Consider the following 14,122-nt stretch of genomic DNA (forward strand, 5'->3'; position numbering starts at 1 on the left):
CGTTTGACCGAGTCCGAAACTAACCCGCCGTCACGGGCGGCCCGGCGTCGATGGCGCCGGGTCCATACGGCCGTGGCCGCTGGCGTGATCGTGGCCGTGGTGGTCGGCGGCACGGTCTATCTGACCCGCCGCGCGATCGCCCGCGAGCTGCTGGTCGGCTGGCTGGAATCGCGCGGCGTGCCGGCCGACGTCGAGTTCCGCGAATTCGAGTTCGGCGGCTTCACGGCACGGGTCCGCGCCGGTCCAGAGAAGGATCCCGACGTCTCGGTCGAGCGGGTCGAGGTCCGCTACGGCTTCACCGGATTCTGGTCGGGCGATGCGCCCGGCGTGCGGGTCACCTCGGTCAAGCTCTACCGCCCGGTAGTCAAGGGCGCGTTCCGAAACGGCAAGCTGAAGCTCGGCACGCTCGACCCGCTGATCGAAGAGTTCACCAGCCAGCCGCCGCAACCACAGGGGCCGCAGCCGCGGGTCGAGATCCACCGCGGGGTGGTGCGGCTCGACACCGACTACGGCCTGCTGAAGGCCAGCGCCAACGCGCGGCTGGCCGACGGGCGGCTGATGTCGCTGGATGCGCAGCTCGACCCCGTGGCGCTCAAGGGGCGCGGCGTCGCTGCGCGGCTGGGCGAGGTCAGCCTCAAGATGGCGACCACCCGCGGGCGCGTGGACGTGCTGTTGCTGGCTCCGGTCCAGAATCTGGAGGCGCAAGGCCTCAAGGCGCAGGACGGCCGCGTGCGGCTGTCGGTCCAGGGCCCCTATCCCGACACGGTCCGCAAGCGCGGCGAGGGCCGCCTGATGGCGCGGCTCGAGGCCTCGGCCGCCCGAGCGGCGCTTGGCCAGGACAGCCTGGACGAGCTGCGGCTGGTCGCCAATTTCGACGGCGCGACGCGGGGCTGGATCGAGACCCTGGTGCTGGAGGGCGACGGCGACCTGGAGGTCGGCGCGCGCGGCGGCAAGGTGGCCGGGTTCAGCCTGGCCGGCCTCAAGGGCGAGGCGTCGCTGGGCGACGTGCGCTGGACGCGGTCGGCCGGCGACGTGGTCTCCGGCGAGATCAGCAGCCGCTTCTCGGCCGACCAGGCGCGCGGCGGCGACCTGCGTCTCACCGACGCCCGCGGCGAGCTCGGCGGACTGGCCGCCTTCGACGGCAAGCGCGTGGATCTGGCCCTGCGCGGGGCGCTGACGTCGCGCGGCGGCTGGTCGGGCCTGGGGCCGGTCAACGCGAGCGATCCGGCCGAGACCGCGGCGCTCAAGCGGGCCCTGGCCGACTTCCAGCTGACCGCCAACTCGATCGCGCTCAACGCCTCGCGCGAGGGCGTGTCGGTGGGTCTTGGCCAACCGGCGGTGGTGCGCACCGCCAGCGGCGGCGAGCTCAAGCTTCACCGGGCGTCGGGCGGACCGATCTATGTGAACGGCGGCGGCGGCTTCGACGTGCTGGTCCGCGGCGGCGGCTTGCCGGAGGCGACGCTCGCCGTGTCGCGCTATCGCCTGACCGACGACGGGATCGTCGCCACGGCGGCGCTGCAGGCCAAGGGCGGCTTCGCCCCGGTCAGCGCCGCCAGCATCGACGCGGCCGGCGAGGTGCGCATGGCGGGCGGCGCTGTCGACTTCGTCGCGGCGCGCTGCGTGGCCCTTGTCGCCGGCCATGTCGAGCTCGGCGACAGCGACCTCGAGCAGGCGAGCGGGGAGCTCTGTCCCAGCGCCGGCGCGCCGCTGATCAGTCTGCGGGGCGGGACCTGGCGGCTGCGCGGCCAGGCCAAGGGCGTCGCGGCCGAACTGCCGTTCCTCGAAGCGCGGGTCTCGCAGGCGGTGGGGACGATCGATCTCTCCGGCGCGGGCGCGGCGATCAATGGCCAGGTCGCCGTCACGGCTGTCCGGCTGGACGACACCGCCGCCGAGACCCGCTTCAATCCTGTGCGGGCCAGCGGCCAGGCGCGGGCCCGCAATGGCGGCTGGTTGGCCGATTTCGCGCTCGCCGATCTGGCCGGGCGGCGGCTGGCGACGGGCGACCTGCGGCACGGCGCCGACGGGCGCGGGGTGCTGGCCTTCGACACCAGCATGCTGACGTTCGAGGACGGCGGGCTGCAGCCGGTCGGGCTCTCGCCGCTGGCCGCCATCGTCGCTTCGCCGGCCAACGGCCGGGCGCAGTTCGCGGGCGAGATCGCCTGGTCGCCGGGCGCTTCGACCAGTCATGGGGCGCTGAACGTCGAGCGCATGGACTTCGTCAGCCCGATGGGGCCGGTGCAGGGCCTGACCGGGCGCGCGGAGTTCGACAGCCTGATCCCGCTGACCGCCGCCCCGGGCCAGGTGCTGAAGGCGGAGTCGATCAACACCCTGGTGCCGCTGACCGACGTCGACGTGCTGTTCGGCCTGGAGGCGGACGCGGTCACCGTCGGCGGGGCGCGGCTGGCGATGGGCGGGGGGACGTTGTCGTTCGAGCCGTTCAGGGTGCCGTTCGATCTCAGCCAGCCCTGGAGCGGGGTGCTCGACATCGAGGGCGTGCAGGTGAAGGAACTGGTCGAGGCCTCGCCGTTCGGCGACCGCGTCGACCTCGAGGCGAAGCTGACCGGCAAGGTGCCGTTCGAGGTGCGTCCCGAGGGCGTGCGGGTCAAGGCCGGGAGCCTGCGGGCCATCGAGCCGGGCCGCCTGTCGATCCTGCGCGAGGCGCTGGTGCCGGTGGCGGCGCAGGGCGGCGAGGTGGTCGGGGCGGCCGTCGAAGGCGCGCCGACCGTGCCGGTCGCGCCCGCCGCCACGGAGACCGGCGAGATCAACGCATTCAGCGAGTTCGCCTACCAGGCGATGGAGTACCTCGCCTTCGACACTCTCGACGCCGAGGTCAACAGCCTGGAGAACGGGCGGCTGGGCGTGCTCATGCATCTGAAGGGCGAGCACACGCCGCCCAAGAAGCAGGAGATCCGGCTGACCCTGATGGACCTGATCCGCCGTGACTTCCTGAACCGGTCGCTGCCGCTGCCGTCGGGGACCAAGGTCGACTTGACCCTCGACACCAGCCTGAACCTCGATCAGATCCTGAAGGACTTCGGCGAGTACCAGGCGTTGCGCGGTTCACAGGCCGTTCAGCCGGAATGATCCACCTTGGCTGTGAATTTGGAGACGACCATATGATGAGAACCTTGCCAGCCGTGGCGGTTCTGGCCGGAGCGGCCCTCACCAGCGCCTGCACGCCGACCGTGCGCGTCGAGGTGGCGCCGATTTCGATCTACGCCAAGCTGGACGCCGACGTCCGGCTGCGCCTGGACGACGACGTCAAGGCGCTGATCAAGCAGAACCCGAACCTGTTCTAAGGGGATAGATCATGACCTATCGCAATCTGATGGCGCCCGTCGCCGCCGTGGTCGCCACCCTCACCCTGGCCGGTGCGGCCCATGCCGATCCGGCCGCCGCCAAGGCCGCCGTCGACGCCGCCAAGGCGCAGGGCGTCGTGGGTGAGCAAGCCGACGGCTTCCTCGGCTTCGTCAACTCCGGCGCGGCCAGCGCCGACGTCCGCGCCGCCGTGGCCGAGATCAACGCCGGCCGCCGCCAGCTCTACGCCCAGGCCGCCACCCAGAACGGCGTCAGCCCGACTGCCGCGGGCGCCTCGGCGTTCCGCACCGTGGTCCAGGGCAAGCTGCGCCCGGGCGACTTCTACCAGGACGCCGGCGGCGCCTGGGTCAAGAAGTAGGCCTCGGGCCGAACCCAACGCGAAAGGGCGTCCCGCGAGGGACGCCCTTTTTCGTTGGCTGATGGTTCTGGCGGTGATCGGGGCAGGGAAGCGACCGAATACAAGCTTCCCCGCCCGTCACCCTATCCGCCCCCCTTTCGGAGGTTCTGGATGCTGTATCCGCGGCGGCTCAAGCGCTGCGGCAAGACCTCAAAAAAGTGAGCCCGCCCCACCCCGAAAGATCGGGCGGGCTCAAGGAGAGACAACTGGAAGCCCCGTGACCCTTAAGCCGGCAGTACGAGCTGTTCGGACGCGATGGCGAAGCGCATGGTGGCCTGGCTGCGGGTCTCTTCGGACACCTTCGCCCAAGCCTGCTTGGCTTCGTCGCGGCTCTCGTACGGCCCCAGCACCTGGGGCGCGCCGTTCTTCAGTTTGGTGAAGGCGAGGCAGCTGTACTCCCCGCCGACAACCCAGAACCGTTCCTTGGTCATGGTCTCTTGCTCCCCCGGCTCGCGCCGGAACTGAGTCTTGTGAAAACCGATTTCGCCCGGCCTGTCAGTTTTACAAGCCGTCGATCGAACCTAGCCGTTGGCGGGGCGGGGGCGAAGGGGCCGCGGTGTGCAACAAGGCTCACTTGTCACAGCGATACCTTGTAAAGGGTGTAAATCTGTGACAATCCGACAGCATGGCAGTGACCACCACCGACCGGAAGCTGTTCCTCGGCGCGCGCCTCAAGCGCCTACGCCGCGACCTGGGTCTCACCCAGACCCGGATGGCCGAGGATCTCGGGGTCTCGCCCAGCTATCTCAACCTGCTCGAACGCAACCAGCGGCCGGTCACCGCCCAGGTGCTGCTGCGGCTGGCCGAGGCCTATGACCTCGATCTCAAGAGCCTGGCGACCGACCCCGAGGACGGCGGCGCCACCGGCCTGTCGGAGGTGTTCTCCGACCAGATGTTCCGCGACCTCGGCGTCGCCCGCCACGAGATCGCCGAGGTGGCCGAGAGCGCGCCGGGCGTATCGGAAGCGATCGTCCGCCTCTACCGCGCCTATCTCGATCAGCGCCGGCTCACCGACCTGGGCGCCATCGGCCGCCCGGAGGAGGGATCGAGCGGTCCGGCGGTGCTGCCCTCGGACTGGGTGCGCGACTTCTTCCAGGCCCAGAAGAACTACTTCGCCGAGCTGGAGGAGGCGGCCGACGCGCTGACCGCCGACCTCGCCTGCGAACCGCTCGACTTCGCGATCTCCGCGCGCGAGCGGCTGGCGGGGCGGCACGGCATCTCGGTGCGGGTGGTGCCGGTCGAGGTGCTGCCGGAGTCGGTCCGCCGCTACGACCACCACCGTAAGCGGCTGTTCCTGTCCGAGGCGCTGACCGCCGAGGGCCGCGCCTTCGCCCAGGCCTATCAGCTGGCGATCCTCGAATACGGCCCGCTGCTCGACGCGCTGGTCGAGCGTTCGGGGCCGCCGGACCGTTCGACCCGCGGCCTGCTGAAGGTGTCGCTGACCAACTACCTGGCCGCGGCGGTGATGATGCCCTACGCGGCCTTCCACGAGGCGGCCGAGCGCAGCGCCTACGACATCGAGCTGATCCGCGCCCGCTTCGGGGTGTCGTTCGAGCAGGCCTGCCACCGGCTGACCACCCTGGCGCGGCCCGGCGCGCGCGGCGTGCCGTTCTTCATGCTGCGGGTGGATTCGGCCGGCAACATCTCCAAGCGCTTCGCCGGCTCGACCTTTCCGTTCTCGCGCTTCGGCGGCACCTGTCCGCGCTGGAACATCCACGCCAGCTTCCGCACGCCCGGCCGCATCGCGACCCAGATCGTCGAGACGCCGGACGGCCAGCGCTACTTCACCCTGTCGCGGACGGTCAGCCGCTTCGCCACGCCCTATGCGGCCGGCGACACCGAACTGGCGATCGGCATGGGCTGCGAGCTGAAGTTCGCCGAGCGGCTGGTCTATTCGCGCGGCATCGACCTGCGCGATCCGGTCGCCACCGCCATCGGCCCAGCCTGCCGGATCTGCGAGCGGCCGGCCTGCCCGCAGCGCGCGGCCGAGCCGATCAACCGTACACTGATGGTCGACGACTTCACGAAGTCGATCTCGCCGTACCCGTTCGCGTCAGGCTGACGCCTTGCGCGGCAAGGGGCTTGCGATAGAGAAGGGGGCAGGGGCGGTTCAAGGCGTGCCAGGGGCTCGGATGGCGGAACGTAAGGGCGTGCGGGCGACGGATCGCTTCCGAAAGAAGCGCGACGCGATCCTTGACGCCTCCACCGTCCTCTTGAACCAGCGCGGCGTGAAGGGCCTGACCCTGGCCGACGCCGCCGCCGCGGTCGGCCTGTCGACCACCAGCGTCACCTACTATTTCAAGCGCAAGGACGACCTGGCCGCGGCCTGCATGATGCGCGGCATCACCTGGCTGCAGGAGGCGGCCGAGACCGCGGTCGCCGAGCCGACCCCGGCCGATCGGCTGCACAAGCTGCTGGAGCTCTATTTTGAGCGCGTGCGGCGGATGGCGATCGGCGAGGGGCCGCCGATGCCGACCCTGGCCGACGTGCGGGCGCTGAAGGACCCGCACCGTGCCCAGGTGATCGAGGCCTTCGCCAAGGTGTTCCGCAAGGTCCGCACCCTGTTCGAGGCGCCGGAGCTGGCCTGGCTCAACCGCGGCCGCCGCACCGCCCGCACCCACATGCTGCTGGCCCAGCTGTTCTGGTCGGGCGCCTGGCTGCACAAGTACGATCCGGAGGACTACGGCCGGGTGCGCGAGCGGGTGTTCGACATCCTGGTCGGCGGCCTGGCTGTCGAGGGGGCGGGCTGGGCGCCGGCGCCGGTGCCGCTGGCTGAGCTGGCGGCGAGCGAGGGCGCGGAGATGAGCCGCGAGACCTTCCTGCTGGCGGCGACGCGGCTGATCAACTCGCGCGGCTATCGCGGCGCGTCGGTGAACAAGATCTCCGAGGCGCTGAACGTCACCAAGGGCTCGTTCTATCACCACAACGACGCCAAGGACGACCTGGTGGTCGCCTGCTTCGACCGCACCTTCGAGGTCATGCGCCGGGTGCAGCGGCTGGCCATGGCGCTGGAAGGCGACCAGTGGCTGAGAATCTCCAGCGCTTCGGCGGCGCTGGCCGAGTTCCAGCTGTCGCAGTACGGCCCGCTGCTGCGGGTCTCGGCGCTCTCGGCCCTGCCCGAAGAGATCCGCATCGAGCAGGTCGCGCACTCCGACCGGGTGTCAGACCGCTTCGCCTCGATGATCTCGGACGGCATCGTCGAAGGCTCGATCCGCCCGGTCGACGCGGCCATCGCCGCCCAGATGCTGAACGCCACCCTGAACGCCGGCTCGGAGCTGACCTTCTGGCTGCCGGATGTCACCCAGAAGGCGGCGCCGGCGGTGTTCGCCCGCCCGCAGCTGATGGGGATCTTCGCGCGCTAGGCGCGCAGCGCCACGACGTTGGAGCCCTGCGTGGCCCGCGCGGCCTTCTCGGCCCAGACCTGCTCGACCACGTGCAGCAGCCGCTCGGCGGTGATCGGCTTGGTCACGTGGCCGTCGGCGCCGGCCCGCGCCGAGGCGTCGGCATGTTCGGGCATGGCGTTGGCGGTCAGGGTGTAGATCGGGGTGCGGCGGCCTTCGCGCGCCTCGCGGCGGCGGATCGCCGAGATCGCGGTCAGCCCGTCCATCACCGGCATCTGCATGTCCATCAGGATCAGGTCGAAGGCGCTGCGGGCGGCCTCGTCCACCGCCTCCGCCCCGTTCTCGACCGAGATCAGTTCAACGCCCGCCGCGCCCAGGATCAGTTCCACCACCCGGCGATTGGTCGGGTGGTCCTCGGCCAGCAGCACTCGCATGGCGTCGAGCTCGGCCTCCTCGGCGACCGCGTCCTCGTGCTCCCCCCACATCTCGACCGCCCCGTGGCGACGCGGCAGCTCCAGGGTCAGGACGAAGGTCGCGCCCTTGCCGGCCACGGCGCTGGCGCTCAGTTCGCCGCCCATCGCCTCGGCCAGCGAGCGCGAGATGGCGAGGCCCAGGCCCGTGCCCCCGTACTCGCGGGTGATCGAGCCGTCGGCCTGCTGAAAGCGCCCGAACAGCCGCTGGCGTGTGGCCTCGTCGAAGCCGATGCCGGTGTCGGCGACGGTGAACGCCAGGTGGGTGGTGGTCTCGTCGCGACGGGCGGCGACGGTCAGCCGAACCTCGCCCTCGGACGTGAACTTGATGGCGTTGCCGAGCAGGTTGGTCAGGATCTGGCGGATGCGCGGGCCGTCGCCCTCGAACGCGCCCTGGGCGTAGGGCTCGATCTCGACCATCAGCTCCAGGCCTTTGGCCTGGGCGGTGGCCTCGAACAGCGCCGCGCAGGCGCTCACCGAGGTCGTCATGTCGAACGGCTCGGGCCGGATCTCGATGCGGCCGGCCTCGATCCGCGCCAGATCGAGGATGTCGGTCAGCAGCGCTTCCAGCGTCTGGGCCGAGGTTTCGATCAGGTCGACCATATCGGCCTGATGCTGGTTGAGCGGCGTCTTGGCCAGCGCGCCGGCGATGCCCATCACCCCGTTCAGCGGCGTGCGGATCTCGTGGCTCATATTGGCGAGAAACTCGCTCTTGGCCTTGTTCGCGGCCTCCGCCTCGCCGGCGTACTTCACCAGGTCGCGCTGGGCGTGGTGGCGCGAGCACTCGTTCGAGGCGATGGCGGCCAGGTCGATCAGATAGCTCGCCAACTCGCTGTCGTAGGCGTGCGGGCCGCGGCTGGCGACGCAGACCACGCCGATCGGCTGGCCGTCGGCCAGGCGGATCGGGGCGCCCGCGTAGAAGCGCACGGCCTCGGGCCCGACGACGTGCGGATGGCCGCAGAACCGGGCGTCGGACAGGGCGTCGGCGACCCACAGCAACTGGTCCTCGCCGACCACGACCTCCGAGAACGACTGGTCCTGGCAGATCTGCTCGTCGGTCCAGCTGGGCCCGACGCTGGCGTGCCAGGTGCGCTCGGCCCCGACCATCACCACGTCGCCCAGGTCCAGCCGGGCGAAGGCGCGCGCCAGGCGGCCGATCCGCTCGAAGGTCGGCTTCAGCTCGTCCAGATCAAGCGTGGCGATGGCGGCCAGCCGCGCAGCCTCGGCCTGTGAGGCCGATACAGGCTTGGACATGTTGATCCCCCGGGCCGCGTCCTTGCGCCCACGATCGGGCGGCGCGGTTAAGTTTCCGTCTTTTTCCGAACGCCGTTCGGCAACCTTTGGTCGATCAGTTGTGGAAAACTGTCAAGCGTGGGGATTTTTTGCAGCGATGGCGTCGGGCGTGGCGAAAACCGACCCTCCGGCGCGGCGGGGCGGCTTCCGCCTATAGAAGCTTGATCTCGCGCAAACGTTCCTTGAGGAACTCGTCGGCGGTGATCGGGGCCGGGCTGCGGTCGGGATGCTCGGGGGTGATGCAACCTGGCAGGGTGCGGATTTCGTAGTCCGGGTTGAAATGCAGGAAGAACGGCGTGGAGTAGCGGGCGAAGCCGCGGCGCTCCGGCGCCGGATTGACCACCCGGTGGGTCGTCGAGGGCAGCACGTGGTTGGACAGCCGTTGCAGCATGTCGCCGATGTTGCAGACGACGGAGCCGGGCGGCGGGTTGATCGCCAGCCACTGGCCGTCGCGGTCCAGGACTTCCAGGCCGGCCTCCTCGGCCCCCAGCAGCAGGGTGATGACGTTGATGTCCTCGTGCGCGCCGGCGCGGATGTTGGGCCCGTCCTTCGGCACCGGCGGATAGTGCAGCAGCCGCAGGATCGAGTTGCCGAAGTTCACGGTCGGACCAAAGAACTGTCGGTCCAGCTTCAGATAGACGGCGATGGCTTCCAGCACCTGACGGCCCATGCCGTCCAGCGCATTGAACAGCCAGGCGATCTCGCTGTGGAACTCGGGAACCTCGGCCGGCCAGACATTGTCGGGCATGAAGTCGCGGAACGGATGGCCGGGCGGCAGGTCGCGGCCCATGTGCCAGAATTCCTTGAGGTCGAAGTGCTTGGCGTCCTTGGCCGTCTCGATGCCGAACGGCGTGTAGCCGCGCTGGCCGCCAACCCCGACGACATAGGCGCGCTTGACCTCTTCGGGCAGGGCGAAGAAGGCCTTGGTGGCGGCTAGCGCCGCCTCGATCCGGGCCTGCGGCAGGTCGTGGTCGGAGATCACCGCGAACCCGTAGCGCGCGAACGAACCGCCCAGATCGTGGGAAAAGCCGTCGAAGTCGCCGTCGAAACGCTTGAACGAAACCGGCTTGATTGTCTCTGTCGTCACGTTTGAACCTTCGTCCCGGCTCGCGGGAACCTTGACCGTAGCGCTCGCGTTCGCACCTGAGTTTCACGATCGAGGAGATCGCTTATGCGCAAACTGACCGCCCTCGGGGCTTGTATCCTGGGGGCAGGCGCGCTTGCCGCCTGCACCACCACCGACCCCTACACCGGACAGGTCGTCCGCAACAACTCCGGCACCGGCGCGATCGCCGGCGCGCTGGGCGGGGCGGCGCTGGGCTATCTGACCAACACCAATCGCAGCGAGCAGGGCCGCAAGAATGCGCTGATCGGGGCCGGCATCGGCGCGCTCGCCGGGGCCGGCGTCGGCAACTACATGGACCGCCAGCAGGCCGAACTGCGCCGCGAACTGGCCGGCAGCGGCGTCGAGGTTCAGCGCCAGGGCGACAACATCGTCCTGCAGATGCCCAGCGACGTGACCTTCGGCTTCGACCGCTCGGACATCCAGCCGCAGTTCTACGGCGCCCTCGACGACGTGGCGCGCAGCCTGAACAACTATCCGCAGACCCTGGTCGACGTGATCGGCCACGCCGACTCCACCGGCCGCGCCGACTACAACCAGACGCTCTCCGAGCGCCGCGCCCTGTCGGTCGCCGACTACCTGACCGGACGTGGCGGCGTGCTGCGCGACCGCCTCTATGTCGAGGGCCGCGGGTCGAGCCAGCCGATCGCCGACAACTCGACCGACGCCGGCCGGGCCAAGAACCGCCGCGTCGAGATCGTGCTGCGGCCCTATACGGGCTGACCGGGCGCGGGCCTGCCCCTTCGCCGGGCAGGCCCGCCTCTCGCGCCGCTCCGGCGGCGGCCCCCGTTGCGCCGGGGGGGCTTTTGACACCACATACGCGCGAGAGCCTCCCCGCTCGGAGGGGCGGCGAAGCGTATTGGAGCGTCGATGGCGGCAGAAGCTGCGGGGATGAATCTTGGGCACGCTGTCGCCTTGCTGGCGGCCGGCGTCGTGGCCGTGCCCCTGTTCCGCAAGCTGGGGCTGGGATCGGTGCTCGGCTACCTGGCCGCCGGCCTGGTGATCGGTCCGTTCGGGCTCAAGCTGTTCGCCGATCCTGAAGCGATCCTGCACGTCGCCGAGCTCGGCGTGGTGCTGTTCCTGTTCCTGATCGGGCTGGAGATGCGGCCCAGCAAGCTGTGGAGCCTGCGCGGCGAGATCTTCGGTCTCGGCGCGGCCCAGGTGCTGGTCTGCTGCGTGCTGCTCTCCGGCGTCGCCATCCTTGGCGGGTTGCCGCCGGCCGCGGCGGTGATCGGGGCCAGCGGCTTCGTGCTCTCCTCCACCGCCGTAATCATGAAAATGCTCGACGAGCGCGGCGAGACCTCGACCGAGGCCGGCCAACGCGCGGTCTCGATCCTGCTGCTTGAAGATTTGGCCGTGGTGCCGCTGCTGGCGCTGGTGGTCGTGCTCGGCTCGATGAGCGGCGGGGCGGTCGAGAGCGGCCGTCCGGTCTGGCTCGGCCTGCTGATCGGCCTCGGCTGCATCGCCGTGGTGATCGCGGCCGGCCGCTGGCTGCTGAACCCGTTCTTCCAGATCCTGGCCCGCACCGGCGCGCGCGAGATCATGACCGCCGCCGCGCTGCTGGTGGTCCTGGGCACCGCGCTGTTCATGCAGTGGGGCGGACTGTCGATGGCCATGGGCGCGTTCCTGGCCGGGGTGCTGCTGTCGGAATCGACCTTCCGCTTCCAGCTCGAGGCCGACATCGAGCCGTTCCGCGGCATCCTGCTGGGCCTGTTCTTCCTCAGCGTCGGCATGTCGCTCGACCTGTCGGTGGTGGCCGCGGAGTGGGGCCTGATCGTGCTGGGCGTCCTGGCCTTCATGATCGTCAAGGCGGCCGGCATCTACGGCGTCGCGCGGCTGTTCAAGGCCGGCAACACCGAGGCGATCCAGCGCGCGGCGCTGTTCGCCCAAGGCGGGGAGTTCGCCTTCGTGCTCTATGCCGCGGCCGTCGCCGCCGGGGTCATGGACGGGCGCACCAGCGCGGCGATGACCGCCATCGTGATCATGTCCATGGCGCTGACCCCGCTGGTGGTGATCGTGCTGAACCGGGTGCTGCCGCCGCCCAAGGAATCCATGGACGGGGTCGAGCTGGCCGCCAACCTCGAAGGCCGCGTGCTGATGATCGGTTTCGGCCGCTTCGCCCAGGTGGTCAGCCAGCCGCTGCTGGCCCGCGGCATGGAGGTCTCGCTGATCGAGACCGACGTCGAGATGATCCGCGCCGCCGGCACCTTCGGCTTCAAGGTCTATTACGGTGACGGCACCCGGCTCGACGTGCTGCGCGCTTCGGGCGCGACCAATGCCGAGGCGATCCTGGTCTGCGTCGACAAGCCCGAGGTCGCCGACAAGATCGTCGAGCTGGTCAAGGCCGAGTTCCCGCTGGCCAAGCTGTTCGTCCGGGCGTTCGACCGCGGCCACTCGCTGCGGCTGATCAAGGCCGGCGTCGACTACCAGATCCGCGAGACCTTCGAGTCCGCCCTGGCGTTCGGCAAGAACGTCCTCATCGAAATGGGCGTCGACGAGGTCGAGGCCGCCGAGATCACCCGCGACGTCCGCCGCCGCGACACCGAGCGGCTGGAGCTGCAGGTCGCCGGCGGTCTCGCCGAGGGCCGCTGGCTGATGCGCGGCAACACGCAGACCCCGACGCCGGAGCCGTTCTCCCGTCCCCGCAAGGAGGGCGAGGCCGGCAACCAGGAGGCGGCCGACGTGCTGAAGAAGTCGCCCAAGGCCCTCGCTGAGTAATTCTTCGCCATCTGATGAATTTTTTCACCTGACCCTGTTCTCAACGACGCGCTGGCAGCTTAAAGGGGCCTCATGGCTGGAAAGACCCGCAACGACGCCGTGGACGCCCTCGCCGGGCTGCTCTTTGACGGCATGACCATCATGGCCGGGGGCTTCGGCCTCTGCGGCATCCCCGAGAACCTGATCGGCGCGATCGAGGAATCCGGCGTCAAAAACCTGACGGTGGTGTCCAACAATTGCGGGATCGACGGCTTCGGCCTCGGCGTCCTGCTCGAGAGCGGCCAGATCAAGAAGATGATCTCGTCCTATGTCGGCGAGAACAAGCTGTTCGAGCAGCTCTACCTGTCGGGCGCGCTGGAGCTGGAATTCAATCCGCAGGGCACCCTGGCCGAGCGCATCCGCGCCGGCGGCGCCGGCATCCCCGCCTTCTTCACCAAGACCGGCGTCGGCACCCTGGTGGCCGAGGGCAAGGAAGTCCGCGACTTCGACGGCGAGACCTATGTGATGGAGCGCGGCCTTACCGCCGACCTCTCGATCGTCAAGGCCCACACCGGCGACGCCGAGGGCAACCTCGTCTATCGAAAGACCGCCCGGAACTTCAATCCGATGATGGCCACGGCCGGCAAGGTCACGGTCGCCGAGGTCGAGAACCTCGTGCCGATCGGCTCGATCGACAAGGACCACATCCACACCCCCGGCATCTTCGTCGACCGCATCGTCAAGGGCGCGGTCTACGAGAAGCGCATCGAGCGCGTGACCACGCGTCCCCGCGAAGAGAAGGCGAGCGCGTAAGATGGCCTGGACCCGTGACGAGATGGCCGCCCGCGCCGCCAAGGAACTGCGCGACGGCTTCTATGTGAACCTGGGCATCGGCATCCCGACCCTGGTCGCCAACTACATTCCCGACGGCATGCACGTGACGCTGCAGAGCGAGAACGGCATGCTCGGCATGGGCCCCTTCCCCTATGAGGGCGAGGAAGACGCCGACCTGATCAACGCCGGCAAGCAGACCATCACCGAGCTGCCGAGCTCGTCCTACTTCTCCAGCGCCGACTCGTTCGCGATGATCCGCGGCGGCCATATCGCCCTGTCGATCCTGGGCGGCATGCAGGTGGCGGCGAACGGCGACCTGGCCAACTGGATGGTGCCCGGCAAGATGGTCAAGGGCATGGGCGGGGCCATGGACCTGGTGGCGGGCGTCAAGCGCGTCGTCGTGGTCATGGACCACTGCGAGAAGTCGGGCGCGCCTAAGCTGCTGACGGAATGCAGCCTGCCGCTGACCGGCGCCGGCGTCGTCGACCTGCTGATCACCGAACTCGGCGTGTTCGAGATCAACCGCGGCAAGACCCCGGTGAAGCTCATCGAGCTGGCGCCCGGCGTCACGCTCGACGAAGTGAAGGCCAAGACCGAGGCGGCCTTCGAGGTCGCGGTCTAGGGCGCATCCGGCGGGGCGGTCGGCGCG

The 14,122-nt window shown here is 69.8% G+C and carries 12 protein-coding genes; 9 read left to right on the forward strand and 3 right to left on the reverse strand.

The features are described 5' to 3' along the window. Nucleotides 1–72 precede the first annotated feature (72 nt). From ACSQ2H_RS01815 to ACSQ2H_RS01825, 3 genes are read left to right on the forward strand one after another with little or no spacing between them, the layout of a single operon-like run. Nucleotides 73–3,084 (forward strand): intermembrane phospholipid transport protein YdbH family protein, encoded by a 3,012-nt coding sequence (locus ACSQ2H_RS01815; RefSeq protein ID WP_436059769.1) that lies wholly within the window; start codon nt 73–75, stop codon nt 3,082–3,084. A 32-nt stretch (nt 3,085–3,116) separates the two neighbouring features. After that, nucleotides 3,117–3,299 (forward strand): YnbE family lipoprotein, encoded by a 183-nt coding sequence (locus tag ACSQ2H_RS01820; protein WP_183776208.1) that lies wholly within the window; start codon nt 3,117–3,119, stop codon nt 3,297–3,299. 11 nt (nt 3,300–3,310) lie between these two features. Further along, nucleotides 3,311–3,676 (forward strand): YdbL family protein, encoded by a 366-nt coding sequence (locus ACSQ2H_RS01825; RefSeq protein WP_436059770.1) that lies wholly within the window; start codon nt 3,311–3,313, stop codon nt 3,674–3,676. A gap of 263 nt (nt 3,677–3,939) precedes the next feature. Here the strand turns inward: ACSQ2H_RS01825 and ACSQ2H_RS01830 are convergent, their stop codons facing one another. Beyond that, nucleotides 3,940–4,146 (reverse strand): DUF4170 domain-containing protein, encoded by a 207-nt coding sequence (locus ACSQ2H_RS01830; RefSeq protein ID WP_183776214.1) that lies wholly within the window; start codon nt 4,144–4,146, stop codon nt 3,940–3,942. A gap of 194 nt (nt 4,147–4,340) precedes the next feature. Here ACSQ2H_RS01830 and ACSQ2H_RS01835 point away from each other — a divergent pair, with 194 nt between their 5' ends. Beyond that, complete coding sequence (locus ACSQ2H_RS01835; protein WP_436059771.1) at nt 4,341–5,777, forward strand: helix-turn-helix domain-containing protein; 1,437 nt, start codon at nt 4,341–4,343, stop codon at nt 5,775–5,777. 70 nt (nt 5,778–5,847) lie between these two features. Continuing rightward, nucleotides 5,848–7,077 carry a TetR/AcrR family transcriptional regulator gene (locus ACSQ2H_RS01840; RefSeq protein ID WP_436059772.1) on the forward strand — a complete coding sequence of 410 codons (1,230 nt, stop codon included), beginning with the start codon at nt 5,848–5,850 and terminating at the stop codon, nt 7,075–7,077. Here ACSQ2H_RS01840 and ACSQ2H_RS01845 read toward each other — a convergent pair. Beyond that, on the reverse strand, nt 7,074–8,780 hold the full coding sequence (locus ACSQ2H_RS01845; RefSeq protein ID WP_436059773.1) for an ATP-binding protein: 1,707 nt from the start codon (nt 8,778–8,780) through the stop codon (nt 7,074–7,076). The two genes, ACSQ2H_RS01840 and ACSQ2H_RS01845, sit on opposite strands and share 4 nt — an antisense overlap. A 190-nt stretch (nt 8,781–8,970) precedes the next feature. Then, nucleotides 8,971–9,906 carry an isopenicillin N synthase family dioxygenase gene (locus tag ACSQ2H_RS01850; protein WP_436059774.1) on the reverse strand — a complete coding sequence of 312 codons (936 nt, stop codon included), beginning with the start codon at nt 9,904–9,906 and terminating at the stop codon, nt 8,971–8,973. Between the two features lie 84 nt (nt 9,907–9,990). Between ACSQ2H_RS01850 and ACSQ2H_RS01855 the strand changes: the two genes are divergently transcribed. The 4 genes from ACSQ2H_RS01855 (at nt 9,991) to ACSQ2H_RS01870 (ending at nt 14,095) form a co-directional block, all read left to right on the forward strand. Continuing rightward, a complete protein-coding gene (locus ACSQ2H_RS01855) occupies nt 9,991–10,665 on the forward strand; it encodes an OmpA family protein (RefSeq protein ID WP_436059775.1) in 675 nt (224 codons plus the stop codon). Nucleotides 10,666–10,833: 168 nt separating this feature from the next. Then, entirely contained in the window at nt 10,834–12,660 is a 1,827-nt protein-coding gene (locus ACSQ2H_RS01860; protein ID WP_436059776.1) for a monovalent cation:proton antiporter-2 (CPA2) family protein, read from the forward strand. Between the two features lie 72 nt (nt 12,661–12,732). Beyond that, complete coding sequence (locus ACSQ2H_RS01865; protein ID WP_436059777.1) at nt 12,733–13,452, forward strand: CoA transferase subunit A; 720 nt, start codon at nt 12,733–12,735, stop codon at nt 13,450–13,452. Nucleotide 13,453: 1 nt separating this feature from the next. Next, nucleotides 13,454–14,095 (forward strand): 3-oxoacid CoA-transferase subunit B, encoded by a 642-nt coding sequence (locus tag ACSQ2H_RS01870; protein WP_436059778.1) that lies wholly within the window; start codon nt 13,454–13,456, stop codon nt 14,093–14,095. Nucleotides 14,096–14,122 lie beyond the last annotated feature (27 nt).

Source organism: Phenylobacterium sp. LjRoot97 (assembly GCF_964254345.1).
GTDB lineage: Bacteria > Pseudomonadota > Alphaproteobacteria > Caulobacterales > Caulobacteraceae > Phenylobacterium.

Bases quoted from the DNA above. Each gene is read 5' to 3' on its own strand.
- ACSQ2H_RS01820 (WP_183776208.1), top strand. From the start codon at position 3,117: ATGATGAGAACCTTGCCAGCCGTGGCGGTTCTGGCCGGAGCGGCCCTC.
- ACSQ2H_RS01825 (WP_436059770.1), top strand. From the start codon at position 3,311: ATGACCTATCGCAATCTGATGGCGCCCGTCGCCGCCGTGGTCGCCACC.
- ACSQ2H_RS01830 (WP_183776214.1), bottom strand. From the start codon at position 4,146: ATGACCAAGGAACGGTTCTGGGTTGTCGGCGGGGAGTACAGCTGCCTC.
- ACSQ2H_RS01835 (WP_436059771.1), top strand. From the start codon at position 4,341: ATGGCAGTGACCACCACCGACCGGAAGCTGTTCCTCGGCGCGCGCCTC.
- ACSQ2H_RS01840 (WP_436059772.1), top strand. From the start codon at position 5,848: ATGGCGGAACGTAAGGGCGTGCGGGCGACGGATCGCTTCCGAAAGAAG.
- ACSQ2H_RS01845 (WP_436059773.1), bottom strand. From the start codon at position 8,780: ATGTCCAAGCCTGTATCGGCCTCACAGGCCGAGGCTGCGCGGCTGGCC.
- ACSQ2H_RS01855 (WP_436059775.1), top strand. From the start codon at position 9,991: ATGCGCAAACTGACCGCCCTCGGGGCTTGTATCCTGGGGGCAGGCGCG.
- ACSQ2H_RS01860 (WP_436059776.1), top strand. From the start codon at position 10,834: ATGAATCTTGGGCACGCTGTCGCCTTGCTGGCGGCCGGCGTCGTGGCC.
- ACSQ2H_RS01865 (WP_436059777.1), top strand. From the start codon at position 12,733: ATGGCTGGAAAGACCCGCAACGACGCCGTGGACGCCCTCGCCGGGCTG.
- ACSQ2H_RS01870 (WP_436059778.1), top strand. From the start codon at position 13,454: ATGGCCTGGACCCGTGACGAGATGGCCGCCCGCGCCGCCAAGGAACTG.